This is a genomic window from Eikenella sp. HMSC071B05 (genome assembly GCF_001811325.1).
GTDB classification, from domain to species: Bacteria; Pseudomonadota; Gammaproteobacteria; order Burkholderiales; family Neisseriaceae; genus Eikenella; species Eikenella corrodens.
Map to the genome: position 1 here is coordinate 63,724 of NZ_KV804540.1, position 25,596 is coordinate 89,319.

Consider the following 25,596-nt stretch of genomic DNA (forward strand, 5'->3'; position numbering starts at 1 on the left):
TACAGATGTGTGCTGAGGCTCAGGGTTTCAGGTTACCTGAGACTCAACGTGTAATTATAACACATTACCTAAGTCGTTTTGGCCTGAGAAAGAACAGGCTTCCGCTTAGGAAGCCTGGTTTCATTACATTGAAGCAGATAATTTCAGACAGCCTGTTCTGCCTTCTCACGGCGCATAGTTTGGATACCGTGATACAGCATCACGATGATGCTCGCCCAAATCAGGCTGTGGCTCACCATGGCCACCCAATCTAAATGCTCGCCCAGCACAAACACCGAAAGCAGAAACAGCAGCGCCGGCTCCAGATAGCTCAGCATACCGAACAGCACCACCGGCAAAAGCTCATTGGCTGTGAGGTTAACCTGCATTGATACTGCGCCATTGAGCCCCAAGAGCACGGCAAACAAAAGCAGAATCGGCTTGGCCTCGATCATGGCCGGGCTGGGTGAATACATCACCAGATACCAAATCACGAAAGGCAGCGCCAAAATCAAATCCAGCAAGAGCCCGAGCAGCGGCGGCACGCCTTGCCAGCGGCGCATGATGTAATAAATCGGAAAGGTGGCGAACACGGCAATGGTTACCCAGGAAAACGTGCCGCTGTTCCAGATTTCCAGTGCCACCGCCGCTGAAGCCAGCAGTACGGCAATCAGCTGCAAGCGATCAAGCCGCTCGCGGAACACCATCACCCCGCCCAGCATCATCGCGAGCGGGAATAGGAAGTAGCCCATCGATACGTCCACCCCCTTGCCGTTTACCGGCGCCCACATGTAAAGCCAAATCTGCCCGATCATAATCGGCGCGGGCAGCAGCACCAGCGCCCAGCGTCGAAGATTGCCGCCGATTTCGCGCAGAAATTTGGCCGCATCGCGTTTGGCCGAAGTGAGCAGCATAATGGAGAGCGCGCAGGTAAACGTACCCACGATACGCCAGGCAAACACATCCGTGCCGCTCATCGGCCGCATCCATGGGCCAAACATAAACAGCGAGCCGAACAGAATATTGGAGACCACGGCCGCAATAATCCCCTTGGCCATTCTCGACATATACAGCCTTTCGGAATTAAAGATAGTTAACATTATAAACGTCTTCGCGCTGCTTGGCACGTTTGGGCAGTTTTTGCCCAAATAGCCGTGGGGAAAGAGAAACATGGCAATGTTTTGCCTATTTGCTCCGTGGGCAAAGGCTACCTGAAAGATTCCGGCGGTGGTTTGTGTGAAGTTGGGTTAATTAAGATGGAAAGGATTTGGGGTTGCGTGATTAAGACGATTTTTCAGGTAGCCTTCTGCGCACTCAAAGGCTACCTGAAAAATATCGCGGTGCTTCAGGCAGCCCCTCTTGTTGATTAAACATTGCCCAGTTTGTCTTTCTCTTGTACTCTGCTGCCTCCCTGTAATCTTGTTTAAGGAAGCTGAGATGTCTGTTTATGCTAAAGCCCTTCTGCCGCTGCTGTTGGCCGCCTTGTGTGCCTGCCGTGTGGAGGTGGGCCACCATGATGGCGAGGCTGCCAGCCAGGCCGCTGCCGCCGCGCCTGTTTTGCAAAGCGTGGAAGTGGGCAAAACCACAGTGGAGCAGATACGGGCGTTGTATCCCGATGCGGTGAAGATGGAAGATGGCGAGATAATTTTCGGCAACCGGAGGCTCGGCAGCGAATCCGGTGCGGTGGAAGTGTATCAGAGCAATGTTCAGAACGGCTTTCCGTTGCGCATGTTTGCGTTTGATGGCGAGAGCAAGCTGCTGCAAATGATGATTTTGGCGCGCACAGATAATGAAGTGGCAACCTTGGTGAAAGATTTGGAAGCCGCCGGGTTTGCGCTCTATCCGCACCTGAGTGCGGAAGAATTTACCGTGCTCAACAGCGGTATGTTCGTTACGGCTGAAGAGCGGGAAAAGTTTTTGGCCGAAAACGGTATACAGCAGTTTAAGCGCGGCAGCCTGCTGGCTTTTGTGATGACTAAGGGTGTCAACAATGGCAAGGCCGGAATCTTTATCATGAACCTCGCCTACGAGCCGGAACACCGCGCCAAATGGCAGCGGCAGGAGGCCGCCAAACAGCAGGCGGGGCAGCAATAGCCTGTCAGGTTTCAGCTGGTTTTTTCAGGTAGCCTTCGCACTACAAAGAGGCTACCTGAAAAATAGCGACTGTATTTTTTGCTATCCAAAACTAGGCCTTGGCTTGATTAAAAACATCTATCCACTTTATTGAGTTAAAGCTCACGTTTCCCGGTAGCCTAAATTAGATAAAACGTCTAAACTTCCCGCTTTATTCACTTCAACCCTGAATTTTGCTATGCCCGAACTACCAGAAGTTGAAACCACCCGACGGGGTATCCAGCCCTATATGCAGGGCAAAACCGTAGCCGAAGTGGTGGTGCGTCAGCCGAAATTGCGTTGGCCGGTGTCGCCTGATTTGGCTCAGCAGCTTGCCAGCAGCCATATTGTGTATATTCATCGCCGTGCCAAGTATTTATTGTTTGAATTTCCCCATGGCGTGATGCTGCTGCACTTGGGTATGTCGGGCAGTCTGCGCGTATACCCTAATGACAGCGCACCACCGCCGGAAAAGCACGATCATATCGACATCATTACGGTCGACCAAACGGTGTTGCGCCTGCGTGATCCACGCCGTTTCGGTTCAGTGTTGTGGTTTACTGGCGCGGCCGAGCAACATCCGCTATTGCAACATTTGGGCCCTGAGCCACTACAAGAAGAGTTCACTTCAGGCTACCTGAAAAATGCGCTTTCACGCCGCAAAAGCGCTATCAAAACTGCGCTGATGGATAATAAAGTCGTGGTGGGTGTGGGCAATATTTATGCTAACGAAGCGCTGTTTGCCGCCGGCATCCTGCCTACCCGCCGCGCCGACCGTGTGTCTGCCGAAGAGTGCCGCCGTTTGGTGACCGAAATTCGTAACGTGCTGCACTGTGCCATAGAAGTTGGCGGCAGCAGCTTGCGCGATTTTGTGCACAGCGATGGGCAAAGCGGCTATTTCCAGCAGCAATATCATGTATATGGCCGCGAGGGAGAGCCTTGCCATCATTGTGGTACGCCGATTGCACGGCAGATTGTCGGCCAGCGCAGCAGCTTTTACTGCCCGAAATGCCAGCGTTGAAGCCGTTCAGGCAGCCTTCTCAATCTAATAATTAAACCAACACAAATGAGCACGCAATCCACTTCAATCTTTACCCGCCTGTTCCGTATTTTGCACCTGCTATTTTGGTTCTTCCGCGCTGGCTACCGCCTGTTCCGACTGCGTGAATACAACCAGCATAGCAAAGACGTGATGCAGGATTTGGCGCGCAGTATGTTGAAAGTGTTGCATATCCGAATCGAAGCCAATCCGAGCAACCCGCCGTTCCCGCCCGTGTTTCTCGGGGCGGCGAACCATGTGTCCTGGCTCGATCCGATGATTCTGATGGCCATGTACCCCACGGTGTTTATCGCCAAGCGCGAAATCCGTTCCTGGCCGGTGTTGGGTGCGGTGGTGGCGCGCACCGGTGCGGTGTTCATCAACCGCAACAGCCGTAATGACGTGGCACCGGTAAACGAAGCCATTGTGCGCTCGATGAGTGCGGGGCACAGCGTGTCGTTCTTCCCTGAATCCAAAGCCTCAGACGGGATGGCGTTGCTGCCGTTTAAAGCCGCGCTGTTCCAATCCGCGCTGGACAGCGGCCTGCCTGTAGTGGCTGTAGCTCTGCGCTATTGCGACCGCGCCGGCCGTCGTAGCACCGCCCCCGCCTATGCCGGCAATACCAGCCTCCTCACCGCGCTGTGGCGCATCGTATCCATGCCCGAAATCATCGTCCGCGCCGATTGCTCCGAGCCGCTGACTCTAAATGCAGAGGAAGCCGCTGATGCTTCCGCACGCTTTTTGCTCAAAGATAAGGCGGAAGCTTTTGTTGGTGAGATTGTGAACGGAGAGGATAAGGGCTGATTGCTGCTTACTGTTACAAGAATGAAAAAAGGCTACCTGAAAAGTTTCAGGTAGCCTCTATTAATAACTGGGAGGCTGTTGTTTTTTTGTGAATGATCTGTTTGTGTACCAGATGCGCTGTTTTATACTCAATCCCACCTTGGCAAGTATTTCAGCTTGAAGCCCGTCAGTAGCGGATTTTTGTCTGTTTGTAGCTTGCTGTGTTGGTGGTAGAGCCTTCATGCTAAAAAATAGATGGCAAGTTTTCAGGTAGCCTCTGCCTATATGGCGAATAGTTTTTTACATTCACCATATTGATTGTATTGAGTATAATGCGCGGTTTCTTGCCATGTATCAACCTAGCTGTGTAGATTTTATAGAGTGCGCAGTGAAACAAGGCATTTGGTTTTTTGGTTTTGCAACAATCCGCGAAACCAGCAACAGATAAGGAATACCACAATGAACAAAACCTACAAGACTGTTTACAACGCCGTGAGCGGCACTTGGGCGGCCGTTTCCGAGCTTGCTAAATCACAAGGCAAAAACACCACACGAGCTGCCGCCACTTTGGTGCTGCTGGCGGTTTCCCCCGCTTGGGGCGCACCAAACACCGGCACGACCACTTCCGGCGGCAATGCATTGCCATCTGGGACAGACTATAAATTTTGTTATTACGACGACAACAGTAAAAACGTGGTCTGCGGTGATACCACTACTACGGCTGCCGATGTTGTAGACAGCAAGCCCGGTAAATCTGTTGCGATTGGTATGTCTGCTACGGCTGCCGGTGAGAGCAATGTAGCTTTGGGTTCGAGTGCTTCAGCTTCCAGCACCTCCGGTTTGGCAATTGGTTCAAACAGCAAAGCACACCATAATCAAACGGTTGCCATTGGCGAGCGTGCTAGTGCGCTGGGTGAGGCGGATATCGCCATCGGTAAAGCTGCGGGTGAAAACGCCAACAGCACAGGGCGTAATATTGCCGTGGGCGAGGGTGCGGTAAAAGATGCGGTGTTGGCCAATAATGTGATTGGTATCGGTACCGGCGCTGCGCAGAAAATTAGCGGTCAGCACGTTATTGCCATCGGTACGGATGCCAATCAGGGCGTGTCCGGTGTGAACCAAGTGGTGGCCATCGGCTATAAAAGTTCTGCTGTAACATCACAGTCGGTTGCCATCGGCACAGCGGCTTCTGCTAAAAACATTGGTGCTTTGGCTTTGGGCAACAGCAGCAATGCGGCCACTGAAAGCTCAGTGGCAGTAGGCCGCTTCTCCCAAGCTGCCGGTGCAAACTCGATTGCTGTTGGCGGCGGCCGCAGCGCTGCGCAGTCGGCACAGGCAGGGGGTACGTATTCCATCGCTGTCGGCGCGGGTGCAGAAGCGACACACGCACAATCAATCGCCATGGGCTGGAATGCTGGTGCGAAATCTATCGGTACTGTGGCAGTAGGTGACACGGCACAGGCTTCAAAATTGTATGCGATTGCCATTGGTAACAAAGCAGAGGCATCGGGTGAGAAATCTGTTGTGATTGGCTCGAACGAAACGGCCACCAATATTGCCAAAGCCACCGGCAGACAGTCTGTGGCCATCGGCTGGACGGCCCAGGCAACAGGGTTTACCCAAGCAGTGGCCATCGGCCCGGATGCTCAGGCATTGGGCGGGCAATCCACTTCTATCGGTAACAACACCCGCGCCAGGGGCAATTCTTCCATCGCGATCGGCAGCGATGATTGGGATTTAGCCAAAGCCCAAGTGGACGCGGATTATCTACGGCTGACCGGCACGTCAATGAGCACCGGTTATCAAAGCACAGAAGCGGCTGAGGCTGCGATTGCCGTGGGTGTGAAAGCCCAAGCCACAGGCGCACTTTCCACTGCTTTCGGCCCGGGGGCGCAGGCCACAAAAGTAGGCGCATCTGCATTCGGCGTGGGTGCGGAAGCCGACAAAGACAAAGCCGTAGCCATCGGCGCAGGTTCGCGCACAAGCACCATCGCAACCCCAGTAACTAGCGCTACCGTGAACGGTGTGACCTACAGCGGTTTTGCCGGTGCCACCAATATTACGGATGGTTCGCAGGTTTCCATCGGTACGGCAGGTTATGAACGCCAAATCAAACATGTTGCCCCAGGTGAAATTTCTGCCACGTCCACCGATGCCATCAACGGCAGCCAGCTTTATCACGTTGCCGCCCAAGCCGCCAATCCGCTCAAATTCGACGGCGACAGCGGCACCACCGTTGAGCGCAAGCTCGGCACCACGCTCAACGTGAAAGGCGGCGCCACCGGTACGCTCACCGACAACAACATCGGTGTGGTGGCCGACAAGGCCAGCAACACATTGCGCCTCAAACTCGCGCAAAACGTGGACTTGGGCAATGCAGGCAGCCTGAAAACCGGCAACACCACCGTGAACAACAGCGGCCTGACCATTACCGGCGGCCCGAGCGTGACCAACACTGGCATTGACGCAGGCAACAAGCAGATTACCAACGTGGCCAGCGGCGGCAACATCGACAGCAACGCCGCCAATATCGGCGATGTGAAACGCATAACCAACCAACTTTCCACCAACATTCAAGCGGCAAAAACCGAAGTGGTGGCGGGCGACAATATTCAGGTAACCCATTCTCCAGGCGGTAATGGTCAAACCATTTACACCGTCAAAACCGTTGCCAACCCGACGTTTACCAGCGTGACCGCCGGTGGCAACACGCTGAACAACACGCCGATGACGGTAAATGGCAACACAGTAACCAACGTGAACAACGCCATCAACCAAACCGCCGCCCAAGCCTTCAATCCGCTCAAGTTTGACGGCGACAGCGGCACCACCGTTGAGCGCAAGCTCGGCACCACGCTCAACATAAAAGGCGGCGCCACCGGCACGCTCACCGACAACAACATCGGCGTAGTGGCCGATAATGGCAGCAACACATTGCGGATTAAACTTGCGCAAAACGTGGATTTGGGCAATGCAGGCAGCCTGAAAACCGGCAATACCACCGTAAACAACAGCGGTCTGACCATCAATAACGGCCCGAGCGTGACCAACAACGGTATTGACGCAGGCAACAAGCAGATTAGTAATCTAGCCGATGGCAACAATCCTACCGATGCTGTGAACGTACGTCAGCTTCAGGCGGCCGTGGCTGCCGGCAGCAACGCTGCCGGCCAACAACTGATTCAGCAGGTGAACAACCACGTTAATAACTTGAACCAGCGTATCGATAAGCTGGAGGACAACAGCAATGCCGGTATCGCCGGCGGTATTGCCCAAAGCTCCATTCCGCAGGTAACCCGCGCCGGTGCGTCCGGTATCGGCGTAGGCACTGGTTATTATGGCGGCCAATCTGCTATCGCTGTGGGCGTATCGTCTATCAGCGATGGCGGTAACTGGATTATGAAAGGCTCGTTCTCCGTCAACTCCCAAGGCCGTACCGGCGTTGGCGCTGGCGCGCTGTATCAGTGGTAATACCATAGACAGTTCGCTGAGGCTCAAAAAAGCTGCCTGCACTTTAATGTTCAAAGTGCAGGCGGCTTTTTTATTTTTCAGGTAGCCTGAATGGGATGTAAGGCTAGAAGGCTGCATATATGGAATGCACACTTGGCCGCCAGCTACGCCAGCCAATATGGCTGCTTTATGCTTGATTCGCCAGTTCGATAATTTTCTGAAAGGTTCTGCCGTTGCGTATTGTCAGGCTTTTATAGAAGGCAGAGCCTATCAGTTTTTTATGGTAGTTTGAGCGCAGATAGTCGGCTTGGTTGTGATTGCTGTAGAAGAAGGCAGTTTCGCCAAAATGCAAATGCTCTTTCTCATCTACCCACGAAAGTGTTTCGGCTTTGATTTGCTCTCGGTCTGCTTCCGGCAGATAAAAGAGAGCATCGCGCCGATAGGCGGTTTCGTCTCGCCACCAGTCCGGCAGTTTGTCTGCTTCTTGTTGCAGAATATCGGCGCGGATTAGGGCAAAAGGCAGAGGAAAGTCGTAGGTGTTGTTGAAATGGGCAGTTAGCAGTTCTTTGATTTCCTGTTCCGGCGCTGGGCTGTTGAAGAAAAGATTGCCGCTGTTGATATAGGAAACGGGATGCTCAAAACCCATTTCGGCTAAACTTTTCTTTAAATCAGCCATCACAACCTTATTGTTCTTGCCGACATTGATGCCTCGCAGTAAAAGCACATAGCGCATTTTTATTTCCTTTTGATTAATATAAGGCTACCTGAAAACCATTTTTCAGGTAGCCTTTTTGTTCTCAAAGCTATGATATCAAACATCTCCCTCTGCCGGTTTAGCCTTACGCCGACCAAAGTAGAGGAAGCCGATCAGGCCGCAGGCGATCATGGGGAGGCTGAGCCACTGACCCATGGAGAAGTTTAAATAGAGCAGGCCGAGGAATTCGTCGGGCTCGCGGGCGAATTCGGCGATAAAGCGGGCGGTGCCGTAGCCGAGCAGGAACAGGCTCACTACCTGGCCGGTGGGGCGTGGTTTTTTGGAAAACCACCACAGCAGCACAAACAGCAAAATGCCTTCCAGGGCAAATTGGTAGAGCTGGGAGGGATGGCGCGGCAGCATGCCGTATTGCTGGAAAATCGCACCCCACAGCTGCGGCTGCTCGGTTGCTAGTTTTAAGTCTTCGCTATGTGCTTGGGAAAAGCCCATGGCCCAGAAGGCATCCGGCCGGGTGACGCGCCCCCAGAGCTCGCCGTTCACAAAGTTGCCGCCCAGGCGCACGGCAGCAAAGCCTAATGGCGTGAGCGGTGCGATGGAGTCGGCCAGCTTGAGCGGGTTGATTTTATGTTTGTAGGCAAACAGGAGGCCGGCGATTACCACGCCGAGGAAGCCGCCGTGAAACGACATGCCGCCCTGCCATACTTTGAAAATTTCTAACGGATTGGCGAAATAGTAGGCGTGCTGGTAAAACAGCACATAGCCAAGCCGCCCACCCACAATCACGCCGATGATGCCCCAGGTGAGGAAGTCGTCTAGGGTTTGCGTGGTGAACACGCTGTTGCCTTGGCGGATGCGCCGCCGCCCGAGCCACATAAACAGGGCGAAGCCGACGAGGTAGCTGACGGCATACCAGCGGATGGCGAGCGGGCCGAGCTTGAGCATAACGGGATTGAAAGCGGGATGGATCAACATAGGGAAAATGCGGCTGAAACAAAAGGGCGCATTATAGCGCATCTGGCTATCGGCCGATAACGGGCAGAGGCGTAAAGAAAACCCGGTTTGGGTTGGATTTTGCCGGGTTGTGTTGCGGTTTTGTTGGGAAGGAGGGGTTTCAGGTAGCCTGGGTGGAGGGGGAGGCTACCTGAAAAAGGCGATTGGGCTTATCAAGCTTAAGAGGTCTGCTGGAAACGGAAGCATCTTGCCGTATGGCATGGCTATGTTGATTTTCAGGTAGCCTGTGCCGGGAAGGCTACCTGAAAGTTGAAACGCAGCTTTAACTTGCGGCGTGGATTGGGTATGATAGCCCGCTTTGGAAGCATCGGCGGAGGCCGTGATGGCTGTATTGAAATTCACCAAAATGCACGGTTTGGGCAACGATTTTATGGTTATCGACGGCATCAGCCAGTATTTTGATCCGACGGCTGCGCCGATTGCCGAATGGGCAGACCGCCACCGTGGCATCGGTTTCGACCAGCTGTTGTTGGTGGAAGCGCCGCCGCTGCCCGAAGCCGAGTTCGGCTACCGTATTTTCAATGCAGACGGCAGCGAGGTGGAGCAGTGCGGCAACGGCGCGCGCTGTTTTGCCCGTTTTGTGCACGAAAAAGGCCTGAGCCGGAACCGCCGCATCAAGGTGGCTACGGCCAAAGGGCTGATTGTGTTGAATTTGCAGGAAAACGGCCTGGTTACGGTGGATATGGGCGAGCCGCGTTTGGCGGCAGCGGATATTCCGTTTGCGCCCGCGCCGGGCGAGGCTGCCGATGCCTTGTGGCACGAGATTGGTTTGGATGGCGCAAGCGCGCGTTTTTCCTGTGTGAATATGGGCAATCCGCACGCCGTGCTGGCGGTGGATGAGGTGCACCGTGCGCCGGTGGCCGAGTGGGGCGCGCGCCTGGAGCGGCATCCGCAGTTTCCCGAGCGGGTGAACGTGGGCTTTATGCAGGTGCTGGATGCGCACCATATCCGACTGCGCGTATTTGAGCGTGGAACGGGCGAAACCCAGGCCTGCGGCACGGGCGCGTGTGCGGCGGCGGTGGCCGGCATGCGGGCCGGATTGCTGGCGCGGGAAGGCGCAGTGTGCGTGAGCCTGCCGGGTGGTGATTTGCAGATTGAGTGGGCGGCGGATAACCATGTGTTGATGGCAGGGCCGGCGGCCACGGTGTTTGAAGGAACGGTAACTTACTGATGAATGAAAAGAAAATATTGGCTTATTTGCAGGATCACCCGGAATTTCTGTTGAACCATGCCGCCGATTTGGGCGTGCGTCCGGCAGAAGGGCGGGTGCAGTCGTTTGCACAGGCGCAATGGCTGGCACAACAGAAAAAGGCGGCCAAAATGGCCGGGCAGCTGGCGCAAATCATGCAGGATGCCGACAGCAACCACCAAACGCTGGGTCGGATGCTCGGCTTCGTGCGCCGATTGCTGGCGGCCAATACGCTGTTGCAGGTGTTGCGTGCGGCGGAAGCAGGCTGGCAGGAAGATTTTGCGCTGCCGTCCGGCCGGGTGTGGCTGTTGGCCGAGCCGCCGAAAAAAGGCGCGGTTTCCGGCAGCTACAGGCTACCTGAAAACCATGCCGCCCATGCTGCCTTGTCTGCCCTGAAAGAACCGCTGTGCGGCAACCGCATCGCGCCGGCTCTGATGAAGGCGCTGCCGCAAGAGGGCAGGGGGCTGGAGAGCTTCCTGCTGCTGCCTTTGCGCGTGAACGGGCAAACCATAGCGGCGATGGTGGCGGGCGATGCAGATGAAACGCGCTTTACGCCCGATTTGCCGCTGGATTGGATGCACGAGCTGGCTGCCTGCACGTCGGCGGCGCTGGCCAGAGCCGGCGGGTGGTAATGATGGCTTGGCAAAGCCCGACTTTATGGGCGCTATCGGTGTATATCGCCGTGTTTCTGACTTTAGCATTCCAGCGGCAGCAGTTTTCCTGGCTGTGGGGCAGCGTGATGCTGTGGCTGGGCTTCGGTATCCTCAGCGCGCGGATTATGCCCGGCGTGCTGGGGATTACCCATGTGGCCAACCTTTATCCGGTGTATGGCTATTTTGCGTTGGGCAGCCTGTTTCTGTTTGCCAACGGTTGGCGTTACGACGCGCGGCAGATGGGCTGGCGGCTGGACGGCGGCGGGGTGTTTCTAGCTTATTTCGCCGTGGCCGGCGCGGTGCAGCACATAACGTTTTTGTTTTTGCTCTTGCTGGCGGGCTGGCAGTATCCGCATGGGATGTCGGTGCCGCTGCTCACCGGCCTGATGTCGCTGTATCTGCTCAAACCGCTGCTGTGGATAGCCGGGCAGGCGATGCTGATGCTGCTGATGTGGCTGCACCGGCGTTATTTGAGCCGCGACGACGTGCTGCTGTTCAGTCCTTTGCAGCTTCAGGGTGTATTGCTGATTAGTTTGCTTTTTCAGGTAGCCTGTTTGTTGGCGAGCGAAAAAATCCTGCTGATTGCCCTGCTGCGCGCGCTGTGGATGCTGTTTTATGGGTAGGGATAGGGCAAGATTTTGCCAAAGTGATTTAATTTGAAGCGCTATGCGAAAAACAAAAAACCAGCCTAAGTGATTGCTTAGGCTGGTTTTATTTTGGTGGGTCGTGAGCGGATCGAACGCTCGACCTACGGATTAAGAGTCCGCTGCTCTACCAACTGAGCTAACGACCCATGTGATGTTGTGTATTGTAAAAATGCTTTAATAGACTGTCAAGTATGGTTGGCATGGTGAAAGAGGAAAGGCTATCTGAAAACTGATTTTCAGGTAGCCTTTTGCCGCATAGACAGGCCTGCCTACACCACCAGCCAAGCGTTTTTATGCTGATACATCAAATAGTCGGCGATTTCCCCGTCTTCATATGCCAGGCGGGGTTCTTTGTTGGGATTGGGTGGAATACGTTCGTCTTGGCGTACGAATTCCAGCAAATGGGTTTGGCCGTCTTTTTGCAGCTGCAGGGTGCAGCGGTGCTCGGTGAGGGTGCAGTCGGTGATTTTGCAGCCGATGAGCAGGGGCGAGAGTTCGTCCCATTTGTTTCCATCTAAGCTGCCAACCCAACCGCGTGCTTCGGTGTTGCCGTATGGGTAAATTTTTACTGCGCGGTTGTCCAGCAAAGTGCTGTATCCCGCGTGCCATGCGGTGTAAACCAAGTATTCATCTGTGTCCAGCAGCAGGCCGAAAAAGCCGGGGCCGCCCATGCCGTAAGTGCCCAGGTGGGTGCTGAAGCCAACAATTTTGCGCCCGACGGGGGATTTGGCTGCCAAATATTCGGGGCGGCCAAACAGCAGCACATCGCGCTTGAAGCGCATGAAGCCGTAAACCATATAGGCGCGGTTGGCCTCTCGGCGCGACAGGCCGACGGCGTAATGCGGCAGCCAGCCTTGCTCGTACCACTGCGGCACTTCTGCTTTGGGTACCATCATGCAATAGTTTTCCACATTACCTTGCTGCAGGTCTAAATAGGGGTGGCTGGTCAAGTGTTTGATCCTTATGTATTTCCGGGATACCTGAAAAAGTAGATCAGTAAAAATGCGAATAAGGGAATAGGAATATAAAACAAAGCTTTCCTGCCTAGAAAATCGAATACTTTCTCTGTTAATACTCTATGATAGAAACAAGTGAAGTTGGTGTAACCCATTTGTCGATTAACATAGACAGACGATTTATAGATAATATATGGCTTTAGAATAAAGAAAAATCCAATGAGTAGGATTGCCCATAATAATACTAAAATACCAGTAACTAACAGTATTTCATTAGAACCTAATTTATTTGAATTATCCTTGATAATATTAGATAGGTTGATAAAAATAAGCGCACTACTTCCTAATAAATAAAATCCTAATATTTCCTGGAAATATCCGATAATTTGAAAGAGTTTTGGAATCTTAATTGGTTGAATGGTTTTATCGCTATTAAACTTTAAGTACTCAGCTACTCTTTTATAGTGATGAAATGCAACAGGTGCATTATCTTTTAGGTATAGATCCATTAGTTTCTCCTGATATCCAAAACCAAGAGATAATCCTGTTGTTAATTTAAAATACTCCTCAGATAGTGAGGTTTCAAGAAATTTTCTGGTATTATCATCATGACCAGTAAAATCATAGGCTTCTTTTAGCTTGTTAAGTCTGCTTCTACTAATGTCATACCAAAATGATTTTAAGGGCTTATACAATAACCCTGCTAGTAACATAATATAGATAATATTGCGAATTAGTAGGCTTACTCCTAACTCATTCATGATTTTTAAAATATCAGCCATAAACTTACTTTTCGTATTGTATTAAAGATAAGGTGGGCAACGAATGCCCACCTTATTGCTGCGGATGTTTTAACTTCATTGAAGCTGACGCTTTCAGGTAGCCTCAACCGGCTTAGGCGTAATCACGCTCTTCGCCTTTGCCGTCCACATTCTCAGCGCAGCGGGCACACAGGGTGGGGTGGGCGGCAACGCTGCCGACGCTGTCCACATAGTGCCAGCAGCGTTCGCATTTGGCTTCGGTGCTGGGGCGGACTTCGGCGGTGAGTTCGTCGCCTTTTTGCAGCTCGATTTTAGACACGAGCATGGCGAAGCGCAGTTCGCTGCCGAGCGCTTTCAGGTAGCCGTATTGCGGTTCGGGCGTGGTGAGGACGACTTCGGCCTGCAAGGACGAGCCAACGGTTTTGTCGGCACGCAGCGGCTCGATGGCGGCGGTAACGACAGCGCGGGCTTCGCGGATGTGTGTCCATTTTTCCACGAGCGCGGCTTCGCCGGCGGCTGGGATGGGCGGGAAGTCGTGCATGGTGTGATAAAGCACGCTGTCTTCTTCGCCGCCGCCGATGATGTCCCATGCTTCTTCGGCGGTGAAGCAGAGGATGGGCGACATCAGGAGTACAAGGCTGCGGGTGATGTGGTAGAGCGCGGTTTGCGCGCTGCGGCGGGCGTGGCCGTCTTTTTTGGTGGTGTAGAGGCGGTCTTTCAGAATATCCAGATAGAACGCGCCGAGGTCTTCGGAGCAGAACTGTACGATGTCCTGCACGGCGAAGTGGAAGGCGTAGCGCGGGTAGTGGCTACCTGAAACTTTTTCCTGCAACTGGCGCGCCAGCACGAGGGCGTAGCGGTCGATTTCCACCATGTCGGCCTGCGGCACGGCGTCTTCAATCGGGTTAAAGTCTTTGAGGTTGGCAAACAGGAAGCTCAGTGTGTTGCGGATGCGGCGGTAGCTTTCGGTTACGCGTTTGAGGATTTCTTTGGAAATCGCCAATTCGCCGCTGTAGTCGGTGGCGGCCGCCCACAGGCGCAGGATGTCGGCGCCAAATTCGTTATACACCTCCTGCGGGGCAACCACGTTGCCGATGGATTTGGACATTTTGCGCCCGTTCTGGTCGACCACGAAGCCGTGTGTCAGAAGCTGTTTGTAGGGCGCGCGGCCGAGGGTGGCGCAGCCGGTGAGCATGGAGGATTGGAACCAGCCGCGGTGCTGGTCGCTGCCTTCCAAATACAAATCGGCCGGCCAGGCGAGCTCGGGGCGTTGTTTCAGCACGGAGAAGTGGGTGCTGCCTGAATCGAACCACACGTCCATGGTGTCGGGCAGTTTGTCGTATTGTTCGCAGTCTTCGGGCGACAGCAGCTCGGCTTTATCCAGCTCAAACCAGGCGTTGATGCCTTTTTTCTCGATGAGCAGGGCGACTTTTTCCAACAGTGCGGCGGAATCGGGGTGCAGCTCGCCGGTTTCTTTGTGGGCGAAGAAGGTCATCGGCGTGCCCCAGAAACGCTGGCGGCTCACCACCCAATCGGGGCGGCCTTCAATCATGGCTTCCAGCCGCGCGCGTCCCCAGGCGGGGAAGAATTCGGTGTCGTCCACGGCTTTGAGGGCTTTGTCGCGCAGGGTTTTGCCGTCTGTGCCGGCTTTGTCCATGCCGATAAACCATTGGCCGGTGGCACGGTAAATCAGCGGGGTTTTGTGCCGCCAGCAGTGGGCGTAGCTGTGTTCGATTTTGCTGTGGGCGAGCAGGCGGTTGTTTTCTTGCAGCCAGTCGATAATCGGCTGGTTGGCTTCCCACACGGTCATGCCTGCCAAGCGCGGGGTGTCGGCGGCATAGCGGCCTTGCGCATTCACAGGGTTGATGAGCTCGATGCCGTATTTGTTGCAGACGAAATAGTCTTCCAAACCATGCGCGGGGGCGGTGTGCACGAGGCCGGTACCGGCTTCGGTGGTGACGTGGTCGCCGTTTAAAACGGGGATATCGCGTTCGATAAAGGGATGTTCGGCGTGCAGGTTTTCCAAATCCGCGCCGGTGCATTCGGCGAGAACGGGGCTACCTGAAAAGCCGTGGCGCTCCAGTGCGGCTTCGGCCAAATCTTTGGCCAGCACCAGTTTGCCGCGCGGGGTGTCGATGAGTTGATACACGATGTCTGCGCCGGCAGAAATGGCTTGGCTGGCGGGCAGGGTCCACGGGGTGGTGGTCCAAATCACGGCAAAGGCTTCGCCGGAAATTTCAGGTAGCCTGAAAGCTTTGGTCAGCGCGGCGGTGTCTTTAAAGCGATACGCCACATCAATCGCGGGCGATACTTTGTCTTTGTATTCCACTTCGGCCTCGGCCAGCGACGAGCCGCAGTCCAAGCAGAACTGCACGGGCTTGGCGCCGCGATACAGGTAGCCTGCTTTATAAATCTCGCCCAGCGTACGCACCGTGTCGGCTTCGGTTTGGTAGTCCATGGTCAGATAGGGGTCTTCCCAATCGCCAATCACGCCCAAGCGGATAAAGTCTTTTTTCTGACGCAGAATCTGCTCGCCAGCATATTGGCGGCAGAGCTCGCGGAACTTGCTGGGCGGCATTTCCTTGCCGTGCAGTTTTTCCACCATCACTTCAATCGGCAGGCCGTGGCAGTCCCAGCCCGGCACATAGGGCGCGTCGAAGCCCGCCAGCGTTTTGCTGCGGATGATGATGTCTTTCAGGATTTTATTGACCGCATGACCGATGTGGATGTCGCCGTTGGCATAGGGCGGGCCGTCGTGCAGGATGAATTTGGGGCGGCCGGCGGCAATTTTGCGCAGCTTCTGATAACGTTTTTCGTCCTGCCACTGCTTCACCCACGCCGGCTCGCGCTTGGCCAGATTGCCGCGCATGGGGAAGGGGGATTCGTAGAGGTTTACGGTTTTGGCATAGTCGGTCATGTTGGTCTCGGAATGGTTTGATTACGGCCGTGCGGCGGGCGTGTGCAGCTTGCCTGCCGTGCCGGAATAAGTAAAAAACAAGTTGCCGATTTTATAAGGATTTGGCACAAAAGGCTACCTGAAAAAGCCACGCAGCGGAGTTTCTGCGTGGCTAAAGTTTCAGGTAGCCTTTTTATTGGCCTAGGTAGCGGTTTATTGCTGTGGTTGGGTGCGCTCTTTTTCTTCGGTAACGAAGCCAACTTTGCTCAGGCCGGCATCACGCACGGCGCTCAGTACTTTTTCCACAGAGTCGAACTGAGCATTTTTATCTACTGCGATAGCAATAACCTGGTCAGGATTTTCCTTGGCGATTTGTTGTAGTTGGCTCTCCAGCGTTTGCAAAGAAAGCTGCTTACCTTCAGCTAAGTAATAGTCGTTACTGGCAGAAATGGAAATGCGCAGTGGGTCTTTTGGCTGGGCCGCGTTTTCCGCCACTTGCTTGGCCGAGGCGGTGGGCAGTTCCAACGGGATGGAGTGGGTCATCACCGGCATGGTGATCATGAATACAATCAGCAGCACGAGCATCACGTCTACCAGCGGGGTAACGTTGATGTCGGCCATGGGCGAATCGTCGCCGCCATTCATCGAACCGAAGGCCATGCTGTTACTCCTTATTATTCATAATCTTAACGTGCAAATCGTAGGCGTAGGCATCCATATCCTGCACCACTTGCTTATTGCCGAACACGATAAAGTTGTAGGCCAGCACGGCGGGGATGGCGGCAAACAGGCCGACGGCGGTGGCCACCAGTGCTTCGCCGATGGGGCCGGCCACGGTGGCGATATTTACCTGGCCTTGTAGGCTGATGTTTTCCAGCGCGTGGTAAATGCCCCACACCGTGCCGAACAGACCAATAAACGGAGCGGTAGCGCCCACGGAGGCGAGAATGGTGAGCCCGCCGTTGAGGCCGCGTTTGGCAATGTCCATTTTATGGCGGATGTGTTGCACCAGATAGTCGCCCAAGGGAATGCTGGTGAGCTGGCTGGCGGGGTTGGCGCGGTATTGGTGCGCGGCCTGAATGGCAGATTCGGTGAGGTCGGCCAGCGGGGAAGGATGGGCTTTGGCCAGGCGCAGCATATCATCGAGCGAGGCTACGGTGGCTACAGACTCAATCGTGCCCCGATTGGCGTGGCGTACTTGGTGCAGGCGGATGCTGCGCATGATGATGATCCACCAAGTGAGGACGCTCATCAGCAACAGCAGCAGAAATACGGTAATCAATACAATGTCGCCTTGGGCGAAAACGTGTCCTAGATTCATGATCTTCCTAGTATTAAGATAATTGAGATTAGCTAATCGGTTTAGTTTGGGCTTTTAAGGAGCTTTAAAGCGTAGGGTAAAAGTATAGCTTTGGCGCACAGGCTGGCCGTTGCGTTTGGCCGGAACGAAGGTATAGCTCTGGCGTACGGTGTCAGCTGCCGATCTGCCGAACAGCGGATGGGAGGCGGAAACGATTTCCACGCTGGAAGGCTTGCCGTTGGCTTCCACCATCACGCGCAGTTTTACCGTGCCGCTGATGCCTTCTTCTTCCAGTTGCTTCGGATAGGGCGGTTTCGGGTTATTCAGGTAGCTGCCAAGGTGGGTGGGCGCGCTGTCGCCGCCACCTCCTTGGCCGGTACCGGAACCATTACCCGTACCACGCCCGCTGCCGTGGCCGCCGCCTTCGCCGGAGCCGGAACCGGAGCCGCGTCCGCTGCCTTCGCCGGAGCCGACACCGGTGCCTTTGCCACCACCACTGCCACCACCTTCTCCGGCGGAAGGCGTACCTTTCCCGCCACCGCCTGCGTTGGCGCTATGGCCTGCGCCCTGGTTGGCAGGGGCAATCGGCCGCTCAGGCTGCGCCTGCGGCTGGGGTTCGGGGCGGGGTTGCGCTTGAGGCTGCGGTTTGGGCTCGGCAGGTTTGGGCTGAACGATATCGGCGGGTTTGTCTTGCCGTTCCACCGGTTTGATTTGCGCGCGCTGTTCCGGCACGGGCTTGGCCGGCTGCGGCTTGGGCTGCTCAGGTTTGGGCGCTTCGGGCGGGGTTTGCTCCGGTGGCCCGGCGGGCGGCTCGTCTTCGGATATGGTGTCGCCACCCGTACCGCCGCCGCCCCCGCCGCCGCCAATCTCGCCGAGATCAACAAAGCTCAGCCCGGGCGGTTCGGGCGGCAGTTCCGGCGGTTTAATCGAGATCAGCAGCCAATACAGCAGGGCATGGGCAGCGATCACGAATAAGAGCGCAATCGGGGATAAAAGACGGTTTTCGTTTTGCATGATAGGGCGGCATATTAGTGCGAACTATTTTTGTTTGCAAGTAGTTTTTATTTACTTATTGAAAGTGGCAGGTGCTTCAGGAGAAAGAATGTTTGGCCGGAGTGATGTGAGAGGGTGGGCGATTTAACTGCTAGATTTAAGGCTACCTGAAAATACGGAATGGTTTTCAGGTAGCCTTATTGTTGGTTTAACTGTGCGGTACGAACAATTGGCCGTTGAAGCGGTATTTGAGGCGGCGGTTGGTGGGGGTGTGGGTATGGCTGCTGATTTGCGGCTGGCTGATGGTGTGGCTGCCGGGCTCATAGAAGAAATAGTTGTTGGCGTGTTGGCCGCTGTAGGCGATGTTGAGGCGGTGGGTGGGTTCGGCGGCGGGGGCGGTTTGGATGATGGGCAGGGCTTGGAGCTGCTCGGCGGCGAAGTGGAGGAGGACGAGGGATTTTTCGGTGTGGTCGCCATCGGTGTGCTCGGTGAACAGGAGGTAGGCGTGGCCGTAGCCGCTGAGGCGGAGGGTGTGCAGGCGTTCGATGTGGCCGGGCAGGGCTTGCACGCTGGTGTGGCCGCTTGGGCTGCGGGCTTGGAGCAGGCTGGTGTGGCTGTGCGGCGGGGTGAGGCTGCGCACGCGGCCGTCGGCGCTGCTGTGGATAATCAGGCCTGCAGCGCGGGTTTGGCTGAAACGGCAGGCCCAGGATTCGGCGGTTTTCAGGTAGCCTTCTAGCTGCTCGGCGAAGAGGCCGGCTGGTTGGCTGCCGTTGTGTTGCAGGGCGGCAGCGAGGGCGGCATCGGTTTTGGCGGCATGGCGGGCATGCAGCGGGGTGGCGAAGAGGGTTTGCAGGGCGATGAGGGCGTGGCGGAGCATGGCGGTCGGTTTCAGGTAGCCTTTAGGGCTACCTGAAAAGTGTTGGGTGGCGTGGTTGGCGGTTTCAATTCAAACGAACAAACTGCTCACTATTGAAGCGGTAGCGGATGCGGCGGTTGCTGACTTGCACCGCACCATATTCGGTATCCGAGCGGGATGTTATTTTGCTGGCTTATGCGGCGGTTTTCAAGGCAGGCTACCTGAAAATGGATGTTTGCCCATCAGCCGGTTTGATGTCTACCAGATGCCACCTTCCCGGTTGTATTCGATCATGTCGTTTACCGCTTGGGCGAGCCATGCCCAGCAATCGGGGAATTCTTGACGCTGTTCCCAGCCGGGGCCGGCGAAGTCGTGGATAAGCTGGACTGTGCCGCCTTTGCCGATTTCGAAGCAGGCAGTGTCATCGCAATCGCTGCGTTTGGCGAAGGGAATCAATTTCCTGTTAGGGTAACGGGTTTGCATGCCTTGGTATAGCTCGGCGGCACAATCGCTATCGAGCAGATGCCAAATATCGAAATCGACTAAATTCAGTTCGACAATTTTTTGAAATGATTCAGGGTATTCAAAGTGGGGAATATCGAGTGTATAACTTTTCATCGGTTGATTCCTAGTTTGAGGCTACCTGAAAAATGAAATTGGGCGTATGCGTTTCAGACGACCTTTCCCATATTACTCAATCTTCACCCGTTTCAACCTCAACGCATTACTCAACACCGAAACCGAACTTGCCGCCATTGCCGCGCCTGCGATGACGGGGTTTAAGAAGCCGAGTGCGGCGAGCGGGATGCCTAATATGTTGTAGAAGAAGGCAAAAAACAGGTTTTGCTTGATGTTTTTCAACGTCGCCTGCGACACCAGCAGGGCGTCGGCGAGCTGGTTGACCGAATGCTGCATCAGCGTGGCGGACGCGGTGTGTTCGGCAACGTCCGCGCCGCCTTTCATGGCGAAGCTGACGTTGGCGGCGGCGAGTGCGGGCGCGTCGTTGATGCCGTCGCCGACCATCGCCACGGTTTTGCCGGCGGCTTTGAGTTTTTGCACTTCGGCGGCTTTGTCGCGCGGACTCATGTTGCCGAAGGCGTGTGCGATGCCCAGTTGTTTGGCGACATATTCGACCGTGCCTTGGTTGTCGCCGCTCATGATGTAAACGTCGATGCCGTGTTTTTTCAGACGGCCTATGGCTTCGGCGGTATCGGCTTTCAACGCATCGGCGAGTGCGAATGCGCCGATGGGTTTGCCGTTGGCGGAAACGGCGACGATGCTTGCGATGCGCCAGACGTCGTCTGAAAGGTTTTCAGGTAGCCTTAATTCGGCAAAATCAAGTTTGCCCGCTTTCACCAAACCCACGCCTTCGACTTCGGCGGTAATGCCTGCGCCGACAACGGTTTGCGCGTTTTGTGCGGCGGGAATCTCCAAACCGCGTGCTTGGGCAGCGGAGACGATGGCGCGGGCGAGCGGGTGGGCGGCGTTTTGTTCGACGGCGGCGGCGATGCGGTACAAAGCGTCTTCGTCAAAGCCGCTGTCGGGAACGCAATAAACGGCGGCAACCTGCGGCCTGCCTTCGGTCAGCGTGCCGGTTTTGTCCAACACGACGGCATCGACGTGGGCGGCTTCTTCCATCGCCGCCGCGTCTTTAAACCAAATGCCGTGTTTCACCGCTTTGCCCATGCCGACCATAATCGCGGCGGGCGTCGCCAGACCGAGTGCGCACGGGCAGGCAATCACCAAAACGGCAACGGCGTGCATCAGCGCGATCGTCCAATCGTCTTTCACCAGCCAAGTGGCGATAAAAGTCAGAAGTGCGATGCCCACGACGGCAGGCACGAATACCGCCGCCGCCTTGTCCGCCACACGCGCAATCGGTGCTTTGCTGCCTTGCGCTTCGGACAGCGCGTTCATCATGTCGCCGAGCAGGGTTTGGCTGCCGAGCTGCGTAGCGCGGTACGCCACGCTGCCTTCGGTCATCAGCGCGCCCGCCAACACTTTGCCGCCCGCCTTTTTCTCTTCGGGATTGGATTCACCGGTGAGGTGGCTCTCGTCCGCCCAGCCGCTGCCGCTTTCGATAATGCCGTCGGCAGCGATGCGTTCGCCGTGGTTGGCGCGGATTAGGTCGCCGATTTGCACTTGGTCGATGGGCAGTTGTTTCCATTCGCCATCGCGCTGTACGTTGACTTGAGTCGGCGTGAGTTTCAGCAGCAGACCCAAGCTGTTCAGGCTGGATTTTTTGGTACGGTGTTCCAAAAATTTGCCCAGCGACACAAAACCAATCACCATCACGCCCGCTTCAAAATACACATGCGCCATGCCGTGCGCCGCGTGCGGGCTGAAAAACAGCATATAGACGGAATACAGATAAATCGACACCGTGCCGATGGTAACGAGTACGTCCATATTCGCCAGCCCGCCTTTAATACTCGCCCACGCGCTTTTGTAAAACGGGATTGCCAGCCAAAGCTGCACCACACTCGCCAATGCGAACTGCCACAACGGCGGAATCATCCAATCGTGTCTGCCGATCATCATCCCCGCCATGCCAATGAGGAACGGAATATTGATTGCCAGCAAAAGCCACAGCTGCCAGCTTACATGCGTTGTTTCTTCGGGCTGTGGCAGCGCGTCTTCCGTCTTTTCTTTTGCGCCGTAACCGGTTTTCTCGATGATTTTGGCGATGTCGGCGGCGGAGGTTTGGCTATCGTCAAACACCACCTGCGCCTCTTCGCTGGCGAAGTTCACCCCAGCCGATTCGACAAAATCTTTTTTGTTCAACACTTTTTCAATGCGCGAAGCACAGGCCTGACAGGTCATGCCTTCGATTTGGAAACGGACTTTTTGTTGCATGGTTTCTTCCTTCTGAATGTGGTTGGGCTACCTGAAAAAAGCGGAGCAGGGTTTTCAGGTAGCCTTTGGGGTGTTGCAGTCGATTTGTTGCGATTCGGTTTACAAAGCCGCATCAAAGCCGCCGTCTTCCACCGCTTCTATCAGCGCGGCGGGGTTGGTTTGAGCGGGGTCGAATTCCACGACGGCGTTCTTGTTTTCCAGGCTCACTTCGGCCTTGTCCACGCCGTTTACGCCTTTGAGGATGCTGGTAACGCTTTTCACGCAGCCGCCGCAGGTCATGCCTTCGATGTTTAATGTGATGGTTTGCATAGGGTTTCCTTTCTGTTGGAATGAGGCTGAGGTTTTAAAGCCCGTTGCAGCCAAAACTTTCAGGTAGCCTGAAATGATGGGTCTGCTCTTGCTTTCCCGCTAAGTGCCGCCACTATAAAGCTTCACCCGAAGTAAAGGTCAAGCATCATGATGAACATCAGCCAGGCCGCGGCCGAGAGCGGCCTTTCCGCCAAACAAATCCGCGACTACGAAAAGCACGGCCTAATCGCCCCGGCCGCGCGCAGCGAAGCGGGCTACCGCCGCTACGGACAGGCCGACCTTGCCCGGCTGCGCTTTATCCGCCATGCGCGGGAAGTGGGCTTTTCGCTGCCGCAGATCGGGCAGCTTTTGAGCCTGCAACACAACCCGCAGCGCACCAGCCGCGAAGTGAAAACGCTCACCGCGCGGCACATCGCCGAGCTGGAAGCCAAAATCGAACGCCTGCAGGGCATGGTGGCCGAGCTGCAACGCTGGCACGACGCCTGCGCGGGAGACGATTGCCCGGACTGCGCGATTTTGGCCGGGCTGGAGGAGCGTTAGGCGGCGTTGGCAGAATAGAAACAGGCTACCTGAAAAGTTTCAGGTAGCCTGTTTTGTTAGTGGCGGAATATATGCACACATTGCTTGGGTATCTGTGGTACACGCTACTTCGCGCGTTTTATAATATCGGTAAACCATATGCCAGTTTGAAAGAGATATTTTGTTGGAGATTTTACAGATCCATTTTCTCTAATTTGAGATGCAAACAATATGGTTTATTTTTATAGTTTAGATTTTCCCTTCAATAATGGTTTGCATCGCCTCGCCAAAGTGCTCGGCAAATTTCCGTCCGTCTGTCAATACAGATGATGTGAACTCTCCGCGCAACCCATTTTTGTTATAGTCAGACGATTTCACCCGCTCGACCAAGGCTAATGCATTTTCGATAAAGTCATTATCATTTTCTGCCACCCACTCAGGATGACCAAGTGTATGAAGTAGACTTGCCGCACTACGGCTAACCGACCGCTTACCTGCTAACGTTAGAACGGGCACCCCCATTGCCAATGCATCACATGTAGTCGTACCGCCCGTATACGGATAAGAATCCAGAGCAATATCTACAAAATTATAGGACTGGAAATATGTATCGGCATTTTCCATGCCTTGAAATTCAATTCTGGATTTATCCACATTGTTTTCTGTCATAATCTGAAGTATCCGATCTTTTGCTTCCTTATTTGATATTGCAGCTACACGCAAATTTGCATCGGGGACAGCCTGTAATAATCGTGCCCATAACTCCAGACACCGTTCACTTAATTTTGCTACCTGGTTAAAAGATCCAAATGTAATATAACCATTGTCTCGGTATGGCATTTCTACAGGGATTTTTCGAGTATGTTCCTGAATCTGATAGCACCACTGTGCTACCGGAAGACGAATCAGTTTTTCTGTATGTAGTTCTTCAGTCAGGCCGATTGGGTCGGCATAAATATCAGTCAAACGGTAATTCACTGATTCCATGCCAGTTGATGCTAAATAGCCCAACCATGTAACGATATATGGAGCAGGTTTTTTCGCCAATATTTCTTCACATCCGTTGCTGCTGTGTCCAGTTAAGTCTACTAAAATCTGTATTTTGTCATTACGGATTTGATTGGCAATTTTTGCATGGCTGCGACCATACAAGTGATGCCAATTTGATGTCAGCGATTTCAATTTTTGTGTAACGTAATCAGTTTCCCCTCCAGTATAGTAAACAAAAATTTCAAAGCGATTTTTGTCTAAATATGTAAATAATGGTTCAACAAAATAAGAAATGGCATGTCCATATAAGTCAGGTGAAATAAAACCAATATGGATTTTTTTATTTTCTGAAATGTTGTTATAGTAAGGATCTGATGGTAATACTTGTTTTAAATTATCAAATGCTAGTTTTTCCAAACGATTATCTTCCTGATCTACATAAAGCTGAAGCATCAATGCTGTTCTGATATGTTTTATTTCCTTGGATAGGCACAATTTTTCCAGTAGTGGTAGAGTTTGGTCAGTCTTACCCTGTTTATGCAGAATACTTGTAATGTTCATTATTGCATCGTATTTGAAGTCTGGGTTATTCTCTTCAACGATAGCATTTAGGATATCCAAAGCTTCTGGGGTGCGGTCAAGTTTAGTCAAGTAACGTGCTTGAGTAATTTTTGCGGCGTAATTCTCCGGTTGCAACTTAATTACATGGGATATACTGTTCAATGCTTCTTTGGTTTGTCCGCGTTGCTCCTGTATATTTGCCAAGATAAACCATGCATCGGCAGCATCAGGTTTGAGTTTGATTGCATCCTGAATCAGTTGCTGCGCTTCGGTTTGCCCGTCGGTTCCTTGGGTGTTATCCAAAGCTCTCCCTAAGTTATAGCATGTAGCATACACATTCGGATTAGCATTATATGCTTTCCTATATAATTCAATAGCCTGTTCTGTGCTATCCAATGCGTCATAGGCTATTGCTTGGTTCATATAGGCACGCCAATAGTTGGGAATTAGTGTCAAAGACTGATTATACAAATCCAAGGCCTCCTGTATTCTACCCATATCTTCTAATTGGTTACCTTGGGTAATCAGGGCGTCGGCTTGAGCCTCAAGATTAGCTGTTGGTTTAGTTTCGGCAGATTGGGTAGTCTTTCTACCTCGCTTGAAAAATGAAAACATTATCGCTCCAAAATTCGTTTTAAAAAGTATGAAATATGTTGTTATAGTCAGTTTTAAAACTAATAACTACATCTGATAAATTATTCCACACATTAAGGGATAGATGCCTATTATTTTCGATACAACCCAATTTATCATTAACCTGAAAAATGGGTAAGAAAAAAGAGCAAGGATAGGTTAGTCCGGTAAACGGCAACATCGAAAATGACTCAGTATTTTATTGGGTCATGATCCAGCCTATGTTAGGCTACCTGAAAAATTCCAAGTGACTTATTTTACTCCTTCTATGACGGAGCAGGTGTTCCTTGATCAGGCCGCCGCCGAAAGCGGCCTTTCCGCCAAGCAAATCCGCGACTACGAAAAGCACGGCCTGCTCGCCCCGGCCGCGCGCAGCGAAGCGGGCTAC

General features: G+C 53.8%; 23 protein-coding genes and 1 tRNA gene. 9 read left to right on the plus strand and 15 right to left on the minus strand.

Annotated elements, in window-relative coordinates; translation table 11 throughout:
• Positions 1-143: 143 nt before the first annotated feature.
• A complete protein-coding gene (gene rarD / locus HMPREF2796_RS02675) occupies positions 144-1,079 on the minus strand; it encodes an EamA family transporter RarD (protein WP_246826979.1) in 936 nt (311 codons plus the stop codon).
• A 337-nt stretch (positions 1,080-1,416) separates the two neighbouring features.
• Here rarD and HMPREF2796_RS02685 point away from each other — a divergent pair, with 337 nt between their 5' ends.
• The 4 genes from HMPREF2796_RS02685 (at position 1,417) to HMPREF2796_RS02700 (ending at position 7,384) form a co-directional block, all read left to right on the plus strand.
• Complete coding sequence (locus HMPREF2796_RS02685) at positions 1,417-2,073, plus strand: hypothetical protein (RefSeq protein ID WP_070630779.1); 657 nt, start codon at positions 1,417-1,419, stop codon at positions 2,071-2,073.
• 217 nt (positions 2,074-2,290) lie between these two features.
• Positions 2,291-3,112, plus strand: a complete 822-nt coding sequence (gene mutM / locus HMPREF2796_RS02690; protein ID WP_064087134.1) for a bifunctional DNA-formamidopyrimidine glycosylase/DNA-(apurinic or apyrimidinic site) lyase — start codon at positions 2,291-2,293, stop codon at positions 3,110-3,112.
• A 45-nt stretch (positions 3,113-3,157) separates the two neighbouring features.
• Positions 3,158-3,934 (plus strand): 1-acyl-sn-glycerol-3-phosphate acyltransferase, encoded by a 777-nt coding sequence (locus tag HMPREF2796_RS02695; RefSeq protein WP_070630781.1) that lies wholly within the window; start codon positions 3,158-3,160, stop codon positions 3,932-3,934.
• 438 nt (positions 3,935-4,372) lie between these two features.
• Positions 4,373-7,384, plus strand: a complete 3,012-nt coding sequence (locus HMPREF2796_RS02700; RefSeq protein ID WP_070630783.1) for a YadA-like family protein — start codon at positions 4,373-4,375, stop codon at positions 7,382-7,384.
• 166 nt (positions 7,385-7,550) lie between these two features.
• Here HMPREF2796_RS02700 and HMPREF2796_RS02705 read toward each other — a convergent pair whose 3' ends face one another.
• Positions 7,551-8,096 (minus strand): DUF1697 domain-containing protein, encoded by a 546-nt coding sequence (locus HMPREF2796_RS02705; RefSeq protein WP_070630785.1) that lies wholly within the window; start codon positions 8,094-8,096, stop codon positions 7,551-7,553.
• 78 nt (positions 8,097-8,174) lie between these two features.
• On the minus strand, positions 8,175-9,050 hold the full coding sequence (lgt, locus tag HMPREF2796_RS02710; protein WP_070631021.1) for a prolipoprotein diacylglyceryl transferase: 876 nt from the start codon (positions 9,048-9,050) through the stop codon (positions 8,175-8,177).
• Between the two features lie 361 nt (positions 9,051-9,411).
• On the opposite strand from lgt, the gene dapF reads away from it, so the two are divergent.
• The 3 genes from dapF to HMPREF2796_RS02725 are packed head-to-tail and all read left to right on the plus strand — an operon-like array spanning position 9,412 to position 11,554.
• On the plus strand, positions 9,412-10,260 hold the full coding sequence (gene dapF, locus HMPREF2796_RS02715; RefSeq protein ID WP_070630787.1) for a diaminopimelate epimerase: 849 nt from the start codon (positions 9,412-9,414) through the stop codon (positions 10,258-10,260).
• Positions 10,260-10,910: a DUF484 family protein gene (locus HMPREF2796_RS02720; RefSeq protein ID WP_070630789.1), complete on the plus strand. Its 651-nt coding sequence runs from the start codon at positions 10,260-10,262 to the stop codon at positions 10,908-10,910. Before dapF ends, HMPREF2796_RS02720 begins: the two co-directional genes overlap by 1 nt.
• Positions 10,910-11,554 carry a hypothetical protein gene (locus HMPREF2796_RS02725; RefSeq protein WP_070630791.1) on the plus strand — a complete coding sequence of 215 codons (645 nt, stop codon included), beginning with the start codon at positions 10,910-10,912 and terminating at the stop codon, positions 11,552-11,554. The genes HMPREF2796_RS02720 and HMPREF2796_RS02725 overlap by 1 nt, the downstream gene beginning before the upstream one ends.
• 94 nt (positions 11,555-11,648) lie before the next feature.
• On the opposite strand, the gene HMPREF2796_RS02730 is transcribed toward HMPREF2796_RS02725, so the two are convergent.
• The 11 genes from HMPREF2796_RS02730 to HMPREF2796_RS02780 all read right to left on the minus strand — a co-directional run bounded on the left by HMPREF2796_RS02730 (position 11,649) and on the right by HMPREF2796_RS02780 (position 22,505).
• Positions 11,649-11,724 (minus strand) — tRNA-Lys (locus tag HMPREF2796_RS02730).
• Between the two features lie 123 nt (positions 11,725-11,847).
• Positions 11,848-12,528 (minus strand): hypothetical protein, encoded by a 681-nt coding sequence (locus tag HMPREF2796_RS02735; protein WP_246826816.1) that lies wholly within the window; start codon positions 12,526-12,528, stop codon positions 11,848-11,850.
• Positions 12,529-12,539: 11 nt separating this feature from the next.
• A complete protein-coding gene (locus HMPREF2796_RS02740) occupies positions 12,540-13,316 on the minus strand; it encodes a hypothetical protein (RefSeq protein ID WP_070630794.1) in 777 nt (258 codons plus the stop codon).
• 112 nt (positions 13,317-13,428) lie between these two features.
• Positions 13,429-16,212: an isoleucine--tRNA ligase gene (gene ileS, locus HMPREF2796_RS02745; protein WP_070630795.1), complete on the minus strand. Its 2,784-nt coding sequence runs from the start codon at positions 16,210-16,212 to the stop codon at positions 13,429-13,431.
• Positions 16,213-16,404: 192 nt separating this feature from the next.
• Positions 16,405-16,851, minus strand: a complete 447-nt coding sequence (locus tag HMPREF2796_RS02750) for an ExbD/TolR family protein (protein ID WP_064087450.1) — start codon at positions 16,849-16,851, stop codon at positions 16,405-16,407.
• A 4-nt stretch (positions 16,852-16,855) separates the two neighbouring features.
• Positions 16,856-17,512, minus strand: coding sequence for a MotA/TolQ/ExbB proton channel family protein (locus HMPREF2796_RS02755; RefSeq protein ID WP_070630797.1), 657 nt, complete (start codon positions 17,510-17,512; stop codon positions 16,856-16,858).
• A gap of 54 nt (positions 17,513-17,566) precedes the next feature.
• Positions 17,567-18,505, minus strand: coding sequence for an energy transducer TonB (locus HMPREF2796_RS02760; protein WP_070630799.1), 939 nt, complete (start codon positions 18,503-18,505; stop codon positions 17,567-17,569).
• A gap of 187 nt (positions 18,506-18,692) precedes the next feature.
• Positions 18,693-19,361 carry a hypothetical protein gene (locus HMPREF2796_RS02765; RefSeq protein WP_070630801.1) on the minus strand — a complete coding sequence of 223 codons (669 nt, stop codon included), beginning with the start codon at positions 19,359-19,361 and terminating at the stop codon, positions 18,693-18,695.
• A gap of 237 nt (positions 19,362-19,598) precedes the next feature.
• The gene (locus HMPREF2796_RS02770) at positions 19,599-19,958 is read right to left on the minus strand and encodes a hypothetical protein (protein ID WP_070630803.1); all 360 of its coding nucleotides are present in this window, start codon (positions 19,956-19,958) and stop codon (positions 19,599-19,601) included.
• 72 nt (positions 19,959-20,030) lie between these two features.
• Positions 20,031-22,196: a heavy metal translocating P-type ATPase gene (locus tag HMPREF2796_RS02775; protein ID WP_070630805.1), complete on the minus strand. Its 2,166-nt coding sequence runs from the start codon at positions 22,194-22,196 to the stop codon at positions 20,031-20,033.
• A 99-nt stretch (positions 22,197-22,295) separates the two neighbouring features.
• Positions 22,296-22,505: a heavy-metal-associated domain-containing protein gene (locus tag HMPREF2796_RS02780; RefSeq protein WP_070630807.1), complete on the minus strand. Its 210-nt coding sequence runs from the start codon at positions 22,503-22,505 to the stop codon at positions 22,296-22,298.
• Positions 22,506-22,652: 147 nt separating this feature from the next.
• Here HMPREF2796_RS02780 and cueR point away from each other — a divergent pair, with 147 nt between their 5' ends.
• A complete protein-coding gene (gene cueR / locus HMPREF2796_RS02785) occupies positions 22,653-23,045 on the plus strand; it encodes a Cu(I)-responsive transcriptional regulator (protein WP_003742986.1) in 393 nt (130 codons plus the stop codon).
• A 228-nt stretch (positions 23,046-23,273) separates the two neighbouring features.
• Here the strand turns inward: cueR and HMPREF2796_RS02790 are convergent, their stop codons facing one another.
• Positions 23,274-25,190 (minus strand): O-linked N-acetylglucosamine transferase family protein, encoded by a 1,917-nt coding sequence (locus tag HMPREF2796_RS02790; protein WP_070630809.1) that lies wholly within the window; start codon positions 25,188-25,190, stop codon positions 23,274-23,276.
• Positions 25,191-25,476: 286 nt separating this feature from the next.
• Between HMPREF2796_RS02790 and HMPREF2796_RS11035 the strand changes: the two genes are divergently transcribed.
• The coding region (locus tag HMPREF2796_RS11035; protein ID WP_141749145.1) for a MerR family DNA-binding transcriptional regulator at positions 25,477-25,596 on the plus strand (120 nt) is incomplete at its 3' end.

Excerpts from the sequence above, each read along its gene's own strand:
- rarD (WP_246826979.1), bottom strand. The coding sequence starts at position 1,079 with ATGTTAACTATCTTTAATTCCGAAAGGCTGTATATGTCGAGAATGGCC.
- HMPREF2796_RS02685 (WP_070630779.1), top strand. The coding sequence starts at position 1,417 with ATGTCTGTTTATGCTAAAGCCCTTCTGCCGCTGCTGTTGGCCGCCTTG.
- mutM (WP_064087134.1), top strand. The coding sequence starts at position 2,291 with ATGCCCGAACTACCAGAAGTTGAAACCACCCGACGGGGTATCCAGCCC.
- HMPREF2796_RS02695 (WP_070630781.1), top strand. The coding sequence starts at position 3,158 with ATGAGCACGCAATCCACTTCAATCTTTACCCGCCTGTTCCGTATTTTG.
- HMPREF2796_RS02700 (WP_070630783.1), top strand. The coding sequence starts at position 4,373 with ATGAACAAAACCTACAAGACTGTTTACAACGCCGTGAGCGGCACTTGG.
- HMPREF2796_RS02705 (WP_070630785.1), bottom strand. The coding sequence starts at position 8,096 with ATGCGCTATGTGCTTTTACTGCGAGGCATCAATGTCGGCAAGAACAAT.
- lgt (WP_070631021.1), bottom strand. The coding sequence starts at position 9,050 with ATGTTGATCCATCCCGCTTTCAATCCCGTTATGCTCAAGCTCGGCCCG.
- dapF (WP_070630787.1), top strand. The coding sequence starts at position 9,412 with ATGGCTGTATTGAAATTCACCAAAATGCACGGTTTGGGCAACGATTTT.
- HMPREF2796_RS02720 (WP_070630789.1), top strand. The coding sequence starts at position 10,260 with ATGAATGAAAAGAAAATATTGGCTTATTTGCAGGATCACCCGGAATTT.
- HMPREF2796_RS02725 (WP_070630791.1), top strand. The coding sequence starts at position 10,910 with ATGATGGCTTGGCAAAGCCCGACTTTATGGGCGCTATCGGTGTATATC.
- HMPREF2796_RS02740 (WP_070630794.1), bottom strand. The coding sequence starts at position 13,316 with ATGGCTGATATTTTAAAAATCATGAATGAGTTAGGAGTAAGCCTACTA.
- ileS (WP_070630795.1), bottom strand. The coding sequence starts at position 16,212 with ATGACCGACTATGCCAAAACCGTAAACCTCTACGAATCCCCCTTCCCC.
- HMPREF2796_RS02750 (WP_064087450.1), bottom strand. The coding sequence starts at position 16,851 with ATGGCCTTCGGTTCGATGAATGGCGGCGACGATTCGCCCATGGCCGAC.
- HMPREF2796_RS02755 (WP_070630797.1), bottom strand. The coding sequence starts at position 17,512 with ATGAATCTAGGACACGTTTTCGCCCAAGGCGACATTGTATTGATTACC.
- HMPREF2796_RS02760 (WP_070630799.1), bottom strand. The coding sequence starts at position 18,505 with ATGCAAAACGAAAACCGTCTTTTATCCCCGATTGCGCTCTTATTCGTG.
- HMPREF2796_RS02765 (WP_070630801.1), bottom strand. The coding sequence starts at position 19,361 with ATGCTCCGCCACGCCCTCATCGCCCTGCAAACCCTCTTCGCCACCCCG.
- HMPREF2796_RS02770 (WP_070630803.1), bottom strand. The coding sequence starts at position 19,958 with ATGAAAAGTTATACACTCGATATTCCCCACTTTGAATACCCTGAATCA.
- HMPREF2796_RS02775 (WP_070630805.1), bottom strand. The coding sequence starts at position 22,196 with ATGCAACAAAAAGTCCGTTTCCAAATCGAAGGCATGACCTGTCAGGCC.
- HMPREF2796_RS02780 (WP_070630807.1), bottom strand. The coding sequence starts at position 22,505 with ATGCAAACCATCACATTAAACATCGAAGGCATGACCTGCGGCGGCTGC.
- cueR (WP_003742986.1), top strand. The coding sequence starts at position 22,653 with ATGATGAACATCAGCCAGGCCGCGGCCGAGAGCGGCCTTTCCGCCAAA.
- HMPREF2796_RS02790 (WP_070630809.1), bottom strand. The coding sequence starts at position 25,190 with ATGTTTTCATTTTTCAAGCGAGGTAGAAAGACTACCCAATCTGCCGAA.